This is a genomic window from Bradyrhizobium sp. YR681 (assembly GCF_000282615.1).
Classification (GTDB): Bacteria; Pseudomonadota; Alphaproteobacteria; order Rhizobiales; family Xanthobacteraceae; genus Bradyrhizobium.
Map to the genome: position 1 here is coordinate 40,453 of NZ_AKIY01000004.1, position 10,810 is coordinate 51,262.

General features: G+C 61.0%; 11 protein-coding genes. 6 read left to right on the top strand and 5 right to left on the bottom strand.

What is annotated here, in order from left to right; genetic code table 11:
- Window positions 1-32: 32 nt before the first annotated feature.
- Together PMI42_RS00220 and PMI42_RS00225 are read right to left on the bottom strand one after the other, a co-directional pair.
- The gene (locus tag PMI42_RS00220) at window positions 33-1,220 is read right to left on the bottom strand and encodes a protein rep (RefSeq protein ID WP_008129403.1); all 1,188 of its coding nucleotides are present in this window, start codon (window positions 1,218-1,220) and stop codon (window positions 33-35) included.
- 18 nt (window positions 1,221-1,238) lie between these two features.
- Window positions 1,239-1,610 carry a hypothetical protein gene (locus PMI42_RS00225; protein ID WP_008129405.1) on the bottom strand — a complete coding sequence of 124 codons (372 nt, stop codon included), beginning with the start codon at window positions 1,608-1,610 and terminating at the stop codon, window positions 1,239-1,241.
- Between the two features lie 221 nt (window positions 1,611-1,831).
- Between PMI42_RS00225 and PMI42_RS38865 the strand changes: the two genes are divergently transcribed.
- Window positions 1,832-2,455 carry a hypothetical protein gene (locus tag PMI42_RS38865; protein WP_157195682.1) on the top strand — a complete coding sequence of 208 codons (624 nt, stop codon included), beginning with the start codon at window positions 1,832-1,834 and terminating at the stop codon, window positions 2,453-2,455.
- Between the two features lie 31 nt (window positions 2,456-2,486).
- Here PMI42_RS38865 and PMI42_RS38870 read toward each other — a convergent pair whose 3' ends face one another.
- Complete coding sequence (locus PMI42_RS38870; RefSeq protein WP_157195683.1) at window positions 2,487-2,744, bottom strand: hypothetical protein; 258 nt, start codon at window positions 2,742-2,744, stop codon at window positions 2,487-2,489.
- Between the two features lie 341 nt (window positions 2,745-3,085).
- On the opposite strand from PMI42_RS38870, the gene PMI42_RS00235 reads away from it, so the two are divergent.
- From PMI42_RS00235 to PMI42_RS00245, 3 genes are read left to right on the top strand one after another with little or no spacing between them, the layout of a single operon-like run.
- Window positions 3,086-4,021: a spermidine synthase gene (locus PMI42_RS00235; protein ID WP_240535182.1), complete on the top strand. Its 936-nt coding sequence runs from the start codon at window positions 3,086-3,088 to the stop codon at window positions 4,019-4,021.
- A complete protein-coding gene (locus tag PMI42_RS00240; protein WP_008129408.1) occupies window positions 4,018-4,635 on the top strand; it encodes a fused MFS/spermidine synthase in 618 nt (205 codons plus the stop codon). The genes PMI42_RS00235 and PMI42_RS00240 overlap by 4 nt, the downstream gene beginning before the upstream one ends.
- A 3-nt stretch (window positions 4,636-4,638) precedes the next feature.
- Window positions 4,639-5,652: a M28 family peptidase gene (locus PMI42_RS00245; protein ID WP_008129409.1), complete on the top strand. Its 1,014-nt coding sequence runs from the start codon at window positions 4,639-4,641 to the stop codon at window positions 5,650-5,652.
- A gap of 26 nt (window positions 5,653-5,678) precedes the next feature.
- Here PMI42_RS00245 and PMI42_RS00250 read toward each other — a convergent pair whose 3' ends face one another.
- Window positions 5,679-5,990, bottom strand: a complete 312-nt coding sequence (locus PMI42_RS00250; protein ID WP_008129410.1) for an ArsR/SmtB family transcription factor — start codon at window positions 5,988-5,990, stop codon at window positions 5,679-5,681.
- Between the two features lie 94 nt (window positions 5,991-6,084).
- Between PMI42_RS00250 and PMI42_RS00255 the strand changes: the two genes are divergently transcribed.
- On the top strand, window positions 6,085-6,837 hold the full coding sequence (locus PMI42_RS00255; protein WP_008129411.1) for an SDR family NAD(P)-dependent oxidoreductase: 753 nt from the start codon (window positions 6,085-6,087) through the stop codon (window positions 6,835-6,837).
- A 685-nt stretch (window positions 6,838-7,522) separates the two neighbouring features.
- Here the strand turns inward: PMI42_RS00255 and PMI42_RS00260 are convergent.
- The gene (locus PMI42_RS00260; RefSeq protein WP_008129413.1) at window positions 7,523-8,014 is read right to left on the bottom strand and encodes a hypothetical protein; all 492 of its coding nucleotides are present in this window, start codon (window positions 8,012-8,014) and stop codon (window positions 7,523-7,525) included.
- Window positions 8,015-8,272: 258 nt separating this feature from the next.
- Here PMI42_RS00260 and PMI42_RS00265 point away from each other — a divergent pair.
- The coding region (locus PMI42_RS00265; RefSeq protein WP_008129415.1) for an ATP-binding protein at window positions 8,273-10,810 on the top strand (2,538 nt) is incomplete at its 3' end.

The window sequence follows — 10,810 nt, forward strand, 5'->3', positions numbered from 1 at the left end:
AAGTTCGGTTGCTGTTTCTCGGTAGCTTGCGGTCACGGTCCCATGGCGAAACCTCCTTCGTTTGCGGGTCGCTCGAAGGAGCGGCCAACGAAAAAGAAGTCGCCTCGGCCGCGCACTTCGCGCCAGGCATAGAGATCGGAGCAGATGAATTCGCCGAGTTCGGCTTCGTGGGCCCTGGTCTCGGCATCCGGATCGTCGGTGAAATCCAGGTCGAGGTTGCCCTTGAGGTTGCCCGAGGTTTCGACCAGGCGGCGGTCCTTCAGCGCCTGGATGATCGCGCGCAACGGCACGTTGGTCAGCCAGCGCAGGCCTTTGCCATCGTTGGGGTCGAACAGCTCGCGGGTGGTGGCACCGACGATGGCGGGTCTGCCACCGGTCTTGGTGTAAAAGATCGCGCCCGGCTTGAAGCAGTACTTGAGGGCTTCCTGCAGTGATTTGCGACCTGTGACGGTCAGAGGCGCAAAACCCCCACGCATCTTCTCGATACGGACCATCGGGTCGTAGTCGGCGCGAAGGCTTGCCTTCCAGGCCGCGCGCAGCTTTTCGAAAGAGAGATACTCCTTGCTGCCGGGCTTGAAGTAATCGGGGCCGACGATGAAGATGCAGTGCAGATGGACCATGAACAGGCCCGTCTGCGGGTTGCGGCTGATTTCGAGCGAGCGCAGCCAGGCAAGGAAAGCCCGCTTAATCGCGACGCGACGCGTAAACTTCGAGAACGCCTTGAAGATTTGATCGACGGCGACCCAAAGATCGTAGGCCGCGACGGCCTTGGTGGTCAGCGTGGCCATCAATGGTCGGGAGCCGGGATTTCTTCTGATGTAGCGCTCGATCGCGCCGCCTTTTTCCTCGACCAGCTTGGCGGCCCGGCGGCGTTGAGCCGTGGGACAGACCAGGTGGTTGCACTCGGTCATGGCGCGGAAGACGGTACCGCGCTCGTAACGGTCAACGATCACATAGCAGCCGCATCGGCGCATGGCCTGAGCGGCGTCGACCTCGCCGATATCTTCGAGGGCGTCGGCGAGCGGGCCGACCTTGATGCATTGAAATTGACTCAGCCGCTTGTTGCCAAGCCGTTTGCCGTAGTTGTCGAATTCGCACAGTCTGGGGGTCTGCCAATTCCATTCATGCTCCCAGGCCGCTTCGTGCGCAGGCTCATCGAGGCATCGCTCGATGGGCGGCGTGAATTGGGCATCGAGCTGGGCTGGGTCCAGATGAGGCATCTGCGGACTCGCAGCTGCTCAGCGGTCTACAAGGCTCACGCGTCGATCCTTCCAGTCCTCAACAATAACGGGAAAGGTCTTGTGCAGGATCAGCTGGCCATTCGACAGCATATAACGCCAGGCATAGCGCTCGAACTTGCCTGTCTCGGGGTTACGGCAGACAGCCTGGTAGTAGGCGACGGTGTTGCCGTTGGCCCAATGGTCCGTTCGCTGAAACTTGGCCTCCCGCAGGCCGGCCGACAGCTCATGGAGAGGCCGAAATTCTTTCAGCGAGGCCTCGTCGAATGGGTTGCTCGCCGTGTCCGGGGCAAGGACGGCTGGAAAATCACGAACTTCATTTAGAATTTCGAGAGCCAGGCAATGAAGTTTAACAACAGCAAAGGCTTTCATGGAGAGGCTCCGCATCATCCTTCGACTTGGGCAGGAGCGCCCGCCGTCTGGGTTGACTTGGACCCTAGGTACCAACCACTATCCTGTTAGCTTAGAATCTCTTGCTAGGTTATAACTGTTTGTAATTACTAACATTTACCCCGAAATTCATGACCCTAAAGAAAAAACGCCCAGTCAAAAGAGGACCAAAGCCCAAGGGCAAAGCTAGGATGCCTAGCCAGATGAAGCCTGACGGCGCCGAGTCTCTCTTCTTCTCGGCCAACAAGGAAGATCGCGAGCTTCTGAAATCTGCTGCTCAGGCTGGCGAAGGTCGGACAGCACGGATCAGAAGAGGTTTGCGTACACTCGAACTGGCCGACACTCTTGCAGAACATCAAGCCAAGTTGATGTCGGCAATAGCGTGGTCTTCTACGACAACGCCACCTACGAATACTGGCGTCAGACGAAAACTTTATATGCTTGATGACGTTATTGAGATCATTACCCTTGTTCGCATGAAAGAACTCTGGCTCCGGAAAGCGAATCTTCATTTCCTACAAAAAAGTCAGGATTTCAGAGCCATTCTAAAGGTCGCGACTGCGGCCATACGTTCTGACCCAAAGGCTTTGAGCAGCGCCCAGAATTTTATCGAACTGGCCGAGGATCTATTCGACAAACTTTCCGATGCATTTGCGACGGGAGCCAATATGAATTTCTTTACGATTGGACAGGCATTGGGCGACTATCGCGATATAATCTCACTGTATGCAGTCTTTGACCGCATTCTTGAGCGTCCAGCTCGAGAGCTACCGCTTGTAGTACAGAAGGCCATGCCAGATTCCTTTCTATTGCCGCCGAAAAAATAGCCTTGCTAAGTAGCAAGGCTGAATTTTTGTATTACGGTTCCGACTCGAAATGCCGCAAAGATGGTGAGTGAACTCGCGCCTTTCTCTCTTCAGAGAATTCAAGGGTATGGTGCTGGCTCGCTAATGTAGCCTTGATGGTGCCAATGATTGCTTCGCAGCAGGCGATTTCAAGCGCCAGCGTCACTTGCTCGCTCGAAGGGGGGGCGTCGTTGGTGACCGAATCGCGTAAACGAAAGAGCCGCCGATGTGCAATTCCTGCAATCGACAGATAATCAGCCAATTCGCGCATGGGAAATCTCTCTGATGGCCCTCCGTCACGCCGGAAGGCGTGAACGGTGGCCGTACCTCAGAGGAGGAAACGGAATGCGTGATGCGTTCAGTATGGGACAAACGTCGCTTAGTGCAAGCGGAGCTTATCTTATTTCTGTAAATACCCATTACGCTTCAATGAGATAACAAGGGGCGACAGTCTGTGGGGGCGACTGTTGCGGGTCCCCGCAACCAAGACAAGGCCCGGCATCCCCTCAAGGGATTTGCCGGGCTTTTTCTTTTCCGCCGTGATCGTTTATCAAAGACGTCAGACCACTCGTCCTTCGATAGTCCCTCAAAGGAAGCAGTGTCGCGATGTTCATGCGGTCAGTCATTTTCAGCACGTTCGCAATCGCGTTTCTCGGCATGGGTCCCGCATCGGCGGTGGATCCGGGCAAGCTGGAGCCGCCGCGCCTGCTGGAGCAACGGGAGTCGCTCTACAACAACATCTTCGTCTACCAGCGGTCGCCCTATGTGATCCTGACGTTCGGGCACAACAAGCAGATCTACACCGAGAGCGTGTTCAACCCCGCCGACGACCGCGATCTGCTGGTGCCCTATACCCAGCTCATGACCGCGGGGCTGATGTATACTGCGAACGTGAAGTCGATCCTCGAGATCGGCACCGGCGGCGGGCGCACCGCCTGGTATCTGCATCGCTTCCTGCCCGATGTCCGCGTGACATCGGTCGAGCTCGATCCCGCCGTCGTCGAGCTGTCGCGGAAATATTTCGGGCTCAAGGATGAGCCGAATTTCGTCGTCGAGGCCAAGGACGGCCGGCTGTTCCTGGCGCAGTCGAAGGATCGCTACGACATCATCATGATCGACGCCTATCGCGGGCCCTTCGTGCCGTTCCATTTGCTGACGAAGGAGTTCTACCAGATCGTCAGGGAGCATCTCGCCGAGGGCGGCGTCGTGGTGCAGAACGTCGCGTCCGACACCATGCTGTTCGACGCCGCGATGAAGACGATCGGATCGGTGTTTCCGCAGCTCGAGTTCTACAAGTCGGAAGAGAATTTCGTCACCGTCGCCTATGACGGCCCGGCCCGGAAGGGGGAAGACCTCGCGGCAGCCGCAGCCGGGCGCGACAAGGCGCACGGCCTGCGCTATCCGCTCGCCGGCATGCTGGCGCTGCGCAAGCCCGTCGATCTCAACGACACACAGATGATCAGCCCGAAGGCCACCGTGCTGACCGACGATTTCGCGCCGGTCGAGGCCCTGAAGAACATCGAGCGCCACAACAGGAAGCTGCCTTGACGCAGCCTCGCTCGCTCGCGCCCATCGTCTATGTCATTGCGTTCGTCTCCGGCGCAGTCCTGATGGGCTTCGAGATGCTGGGCAGCCGCTATCTGTTTCCCTATTTCGGCGGCGGCATCGGCACCTGGGCCAGCCTGATCTCGACCGTGCTCTGCGCGCTCGCCATCGGCTATTTCGCCGGCAGCGCCATCGTCGACCGCTATCCGTCGCCGCGCGCCATCGGTGCCGCCATCCTGGTCGCCGCACTCTGGCTCGCGCTGGTGCCGGCGACCGCCGATGCGATCATGCAGGGCATCCTGGACCATATCGGCGTCGGTCCCGCCGCGACGCTCGCGGCGTCGACCGCGCTGCTGCTGGTGCCGCTGTCGCTGCTCGGCACGTTCTCGCCGATTGCCGTCAGCCTGCTGACACGATCGGCCCAGGAGGCCGGCCGCGTCGCGGGGCGCGTCTACGGCGTCTCCACCATCGGCAATGTCGCCGGCACGCTGCTGACGACGTTCATCCTGATTCCCTCGATCGGCTCGCGGAACATCACGTATATTTTTGCGGCGATGCTTGCGGCCTGCGCTGCGTTGCTGTTCATGGCACCAGCACGGCAGCCACCCGAGTCCTGAACGATGTCACCAAATTTCCGATCCCGGTTCCTCGCCGTCGCCGCGCTGCTGATTTTTCCGGCGGGGTTGCTTTTTGCCCAGGACAAGGCCGGGCAGAAGGCCGATCAGGTCAAGGTCGACGTCAAAACTGACGCCAAAACTGACGTCAAAACTGACGTTAAAACTGACTCTTGGGACGGCAACCGTGCGCTCGCCACCGTCGTGGACCTCGTCAAATTCACGCCGCGTGCGATGGAGACGCCCGGACACCAGAAAGCGATCGACTACATCGTCTCCGAGCTGAAGAAGACGAAATTCGACGCCGTCACGCAGCAGCGCTGGATCGCGCGCGAGGCCGGCCGCACCATGGCGATGACCAACATCATCGCCCGCTTCAACCCCGCCAATCCGCGCCGCGTCATCGTGGCCACGCATTACGACAGCATCATCAAGGCCTATCGCGATGCGAAGACTCCGGACGCACCGATGCCGGGCGCCAACAATTCCGGCTCCGGCGTCGCCGTCTTGCTGGAGACCGCGCGCGTGCTGTCGGAATTGCCCGAGGCGCCGCCGGTCGGGATCGACATGATCTTCTTCGACGGCGAGGAGGGCCCGCTCTCGCTGGGCGCGGGCGATCCGAACTTCCACTCGATCGGCTCGCCTTACTTCACCGAGCGCCTTGCCGAATTCTACCCGAATGCAAAACCTGAGAAGATGCTCGACTTCGACATGGTCTGCGACCGCGATCTGCACCTGAAGGCCGAGCAGTCCGGGCTCCGCTCGGCGCCGTTGGAGGTGAAGAAATTCTGGGACATCGGCATGGAGGTCGCGCCGCACGCCTTCGAACGGCAGCCGGCGCCCTACGCGATCCAGGACGACCACACCGCGTTTCACCTCGCGGGCATTCCAAGCTTCGTCGTGATCGATTTCGAATATGAGCCGTTCTACAACACCACCGAGGACACGCCCGACAAGTGCTCGGCGCAAAGCCTGGAAGCGGTGGGGCGCACGCTGGTGAAATATCTGTATCTGCCGTGAAGCGACCGGGCGGACTGCGCCCGGCGTCAGTCCGGATAGCTCAGGATCATCTTGAGCAGTTTTGGAAACCGCGCATTGATGTCGTCCTCGCGCAGCACATTACGGTGCTGCACGCCTTGCTTCGACGTCCGGATCAGGCCGGCCTCCCGCAGGATCCGGAAATGGTTCGACAGCGTCGACTTCGCCATCTCGGGGCAGGGCGCCGCCTCGGTGCACGACATGCAATCGTTCTGCGCGGCGAGGCTCTTGACGATGCGCAGCCGCATGGGATCCGCGAGCGCTCCAAGCACTCCGGCCAGCGTGATCTCGTCCCGCGGCGGGTGAACGAACTGCACCATGCCCAAAATATAGCCCGTCTCTTGAACTCTTTCAATAGTTCATTAGTATTGAACTATTGAATATCGGCGTCCTGCCGGTTCGTGGAGTTAAGCGATGACGAAAAGACTCGAAGGAAAAGTTGCGCTCGTGACCGGCGCATCCAAAGGCATCGGTGCGGAGATTTCCAGCCGGCTCGCAGCCGAAGGGGCGGCGGTCGCCGTCAACTACAGCAGCAGCAAGGAGGCCGCCGACCGCGTCGTCGCCGCCATCGTCGCCAGGGGCGGCAAGGCCGTCGCCGTCCATGGCAATCTGGCCGATCCCAAGAACGCGAAGAGCGTGGTCGCGGAGACCGTCAAGGCGTTCGGTCCGATCGACATCCTCGTCAACAATGCCGGCGTCTACGACTTCGCACCGCTCGAGGACATCACGCCCGAGCATTTCCACCGGCATTTCGACCTCAACGTGCTCGGCCTGCTCCTGGTCTCGGGGGAAGCGGTGCGGCACTTCAACGCCAGGGGCGGCAGCATCATCAACATCTCCTCGGGCGTATCGACCATCGCGCCGGCCAACACCGCCGTCTACACCGCGACGAAGGCATCGGTGGACGCGATCTCCTCAGTGCTGTCGAAGGAGCTGGCGCCGCGCAAGATCCGCGTCAACGCCGTCAACCCCGGCATGATCGCCACCGAGGGCGTGGTCTCAGCTGGCCTGCACGAAGGCGACATGCGCAACTGGATCGAATCCACCACCCCGCTCGGCCGCATCGGCAAGGTCGAGGAGATCGCCGCCGCAGTGGCCTTCTTCGCTTCGGACGAGGCGTCCTACGTCACGGGCGAGACGCTGCACGTGACGGGCGGCCTGCGCTGACGGGGCGGGGCCTTTGGCGGGCCGACGGCGCTGAAGGCCGTCGGCCTGGCACGGTCGGTCGTTGCATTTTCGCAACCATCGTCTTGGCCCGCGGATAACAAGGGAAAACTCTATCGAGCTCTCCGGAAGCGGGCGCATGTTGTGCGGATACTTCGTGAGGAGGGCCGCTCTCCGCAAAACTCGCTAATAGCCTTTCCGTCGGCCCCAACCATACTTCACGCCGCATCCCTGAACACCAGCCCTTTCGGCTGAAACTTGATTGTCTTGCCGCCCTCGACGAACTCCGCAAAATTCCTTGGCGTCGCCGAGTGGACGCCGTTGGTCCGGAAATCGTCGACCTCATAACAGGTGTCGGCGGACCGTCCGGCGCGATGGTCACCACGACCTTGCTGGTGTCGGCATCGGACCGCCCTTCCGGCCAGAACTGCTTGACCTCGATGGTGCCTTCGGCCTCCAGCAGTCCAACCGGCATCGGCCGCTCCTGTCAAACGAGCGCGTTGATCGCCTCAACAGGCGATTCTTACGCGGCGGGAGCGATCATCGTCGTGCGACAGGCCCAGGAGAAGGGACAGGCGCGGCACGGGCACGGCCGCTGGGACAGCAGCCGACAAGAAACGATACGCCGCGCAGCTGTAGCGCGCGGGGCGGTATTGAATTTCATGAACGAAGCAGAGGTTTTTGAAGATCACGATCTGTGCGGGCAGACCATCGTCAGATTGAGTAGCGTCGGCTTGTCCGAGCCCTTCTTGTACTCCCACTCCAGCCGGATCTCATGCCGGTGGGCGTAGGCATCGCTTGCCGCGTGGGTGATGATGTTGGTCTTCATCGGGATCGGCGGCTCCGAGTTGAAGCATTTCCGGACGCAGGCATCGAGCAGATCGCATCGCGTCAGGGGGATGACGCCGGGCTCGTCCTTGGACAATGGGACCGTGTTCGGCTGGGTGCTGAGGTCGACGCGGGCCCGGCCCTTTTCCTTGTGCCAGTACTTGGCGCTGCCCTGCGGCCAGGTCGATGCCGGGTTCAAAATCAGGTGGTACTGGCCGTATTCCAAAGTCGGCAGGTCGATGTCTTCGGATGCCTTGAGCTTTGCCACGCTCTTTTTCATGTTTGCCAGCGGATAGTAATTGCTGTTCATCAAGTCCCGAAATGCCTTGCCGCTATATACCAGTCCGGCCATCGCCTCTTTCCTCGGTATGTCTGTTTGTCAAAACCCGTAGCGGCCGGCCGCAAATACGCTTCATGCTGCGGTCGATCACGCGATCTGTTGTGCGCAGTGACGCTACCACTCAAGACTGCACTTCGTCCAGAGAGCCACCATCCTGTAACGTCGCGTATGTCGCAAGCCCGATTGCCATGCATCCCCTCTTCGGTAATGTAATGCGAAGCGCTTCGCGGGCGTTGGGGGGCTGCCACGGCAGTCATTGGAAGAACAGGAATGCATTGCTTCGCGTGTCAGTCGGCGATTGGTCCGGGCGACAGCTGGTGCTCCAAATGCGGGGCAGCGGTTCGCCAACGCGTTGATCCCGACAGCGAACGGCGGTTTGTGACGATTCTGCGCGCTGACGTCGTCGATTCCACAGGTCTTGTTGCCGAGCTGGAGCCGGAGGAGGCGGTGCTGCGCCTCGAGCCGGCTCTTGCGGCCATGAGAGGCGCGGTGCGCCAGTTCGGCGGCATCGTCAGTAAGGAGCTGGGTGATGGGTTGGCTGCGGTATTCGGGGCCCCGATCGCCGATGACAACCATGCGCCGCTGGCCTGCCACGCGGCCATCGAGCTTGTCCGCCGGGTTGGCAGTCTCGGCGATCCCGGACTTCAGGTCCGGGTCGGCCTCCACTCGGGTCATGTGGTGGCCTACATGGTCGCCAGCGAGTTTTCCAAGGTCTACGAGATCGGCGGCGCAGCGCAGCACTTGGCGGCGCGGCTGGAGGCCGCGGCCGAGGCGAACCAGATCTACGTGTCCGAAGCGTGCCAGGAGCTTGCGGACGGGCACGTCCGCTTCGAGTTTCTGGGCCGCAGGGCCCTTCGTGGCTTCAGCGAGCCCCAGCCTTTGTACCGGGTCATGGGCGCCAGCGATCTTTCGAGCTGGCGGGTGCGGCGTGCGCGTAGCGTTTCCCGATTCGTCGATCGCACGACGGAGCGGGCTCTGTTGTGGCGTGCTGCGGAAAAGGTCGCTGTCGGCCGGCAGACGGTGCTCCTGATGGGGGATGCCGGCATTGGCAAGTCGCGGCTTGCGCATGAGTTCGCGCAGGACCTTCGAGCCGGCGGCTGGCGGCTTATCGATGCCGAGTGCAGCCCGAATCTGCAAGGCGCTCCGTACAGCACCCTCAAACGCCTGTTGCAGTCGGTGCTCGATGTCGCGGCGAGAGATCAGACCAAGCCAAACGATCCCAGAGTCGGGTTGCCGGCGGTGCAGCAGCTGGCCGTTGATGCGGTCCTCGACCTTCCGGTTTCCGATCCGCGATGGGACGAATTGGAGCCTCATGCGCGTGGTCGCGCGATCTCAGATGCGAGCTGCGCGATCGCCGAGAGTGTCGCCAGTGGTCAGCGCACGATCCTTCTGATCGAGGATCTGCACTGGATCGATCGGGTCAGCGATACGGTTGTTGCCAACCTCTCGGCATTGCAATGTCCCAATTTGCTGGTGCTGCTGACGGCGCGGCCCAATGGAATGCCGGTATGGATCGCGCGCTGTCGTGCGGAAATTGTGGCAATGCGGCCTCTAGACGATGAATCGGGTCTGGCGATGCTCGCGGACATGCTCGGGACTGCCACGACCAACGCGGAGCTGAAGAACCGGATCATCTCTCATACGGCCAACGTTCCACTATTTATCGAGGAAGTCTGTCGCAGCCTGAAGGACAGCGGCATGCTTCTTGGTCAGTGGGGCGACCTGTCCCTCGTGCGTCCTGTCGACGAACTCGGTATTCCCAGCAGCATTCAAGGCGTGATCGCGGCCCGGCTGGATCGCGTGTCGCGACAGGAGCGGTCACTTCTCCAGATCGCCGCGGCGCTTGGTCCTCGGGCGGACCAAGCCATGCTGCGGAAAGTCGCGGCCTTGCCCGAAGACGTCCTGCAGGATTGCCTCACCGCACTTGACCGGGCTGAGCTGCTCGTCCGCATCGACAGCGAGTTGGAGGACTCACTCGAGTTTCGGCACGAGATGGTCAGGCAGGTGACCTACGATTCGATGGTCGAAAAATTACGCGAAAGCATCCATGCCAACATACTGGCAGCTATCGAGGAGGATGAGGTATCGACCGACGCGCCGGACACCCTCTGCTATCACGCGACGAGGGCGAAGAACTGGCAGAAAGCGTTTCATCATGGCAGGAGCGCTGCGCGAAGGTGTCTTGCGCGCTCGGCTTATGCCAACGCTGTCGACTATTTCGAGATTGCGATGGGGGCTCTCGACAAGACACTGGTGACGCACGCGCGCGAGTCCGACGCAATTGACCTCCGAATGGAGGCGCGTTTGGCCTTTGCCGGATCGGGACGCGTCGCCGAAGCCCTGGATTTAGGAAGAGAGGCCGAACGGCGAGCCGATGCGATCAACGATGTCGGGCGGAAGGTCGCTGCCATGACCATGAGAGCCGGCGCGCAGAACTTCTATGGGACGCCCGTCGAAGCTGTCGCGGTCGGTGAGGACGTCGTTCGTCTGGCGGAAAGCTCGGGCAATCCCGGCTGGCGCAATCTCGCACAATACGGCCTCGGTCAGGCCTATTTTCTGTCCGGTCGTTACCATGATGCCAAGAAGATGCTGGCCTCGGCCTGCGTTCATCTTGCGAGCTCAGCGGCGAGTGCGCCGATCGGGACGACGCCCCGATCCCTGCTCCTGCTCTGCTGCATGATGAACAGCATCACCCACACCGTCATGGGCGAGCTTGATCTTGCCGAGCAGCTCCAGCGGCAGGCCGCAGCGATCGCCGAGGAGACGGGCCGCCCCTACGACCGCGTCGCCGCCGCCTATAGCGGCGGG

Bases quoted from the DNA above. Each gene is read 5' to 3' on its own strand.
- PMI42_RS38865 (WP_157195682.1), top strand. From the start codon at position 1,832: ATGAAGCCTGACGGCGCCGAGTCTCTCTTCTTCTCGGCCAACAAGGAA.
- PMI42_RS00235 (WP_240535182.1), top strand. From the start codon at position 3,086: ATGCGGTCAGTCATTTTCAGCACGTTCGCAATCGCGTTTCTCGGCATG.
- PMI42_RS00220 (WP_008129403.1), bottom strand. From the start codon at position 1,220: ATGCCTCATCTGGACCCAGCCCAGCTCGATGCCCAATTCACGCCGCCC.
- PMI42_RS00255 (WP_008129411.1), top strand. From the start codon at position 6,085: ATGACGAAAAGACTCGAAGGAAAAGTTGCGCTCGTGACCGGCGCATCC.
- PMI42_RS00245 (WP_008129409.1), top strand. From the start codon at position 4,639: ATGTCACCAAATTTCCGATCCCGGTTCCTCGCCGTCGCCGCGCTGCTG.
- PMI42_RS00250 (WP_008129410.1), bottom strand. From the start codon at position 5,990: ATGGTGCAGTTCGTTCACCCGCCGCGGGACGAGATCACGCTGGCCGGA.
- PMI42_RS00225 (WP_008129405.1), bottom strand. From the start codon at position 1,610: ATGAAAGCCTTTGCTGTTGTTAAACTTCATTGCCTGGCTCTCGAAATT.
- PMI42_RS00260 (WP_008129413.1), bottom strand. From the start codon at position 8,014: ATGGCCGGACTGGTATATAGCGGCAAGGCATTTCGGGACTTGATGAAC.
- PMI42_RS38870 (WP_157195683.1), bottom strand. From the start codon at position 2,744: ATGCGCGAATTGGCTGATTATCTGTCGATTGCAGGAATTGCACATCGG.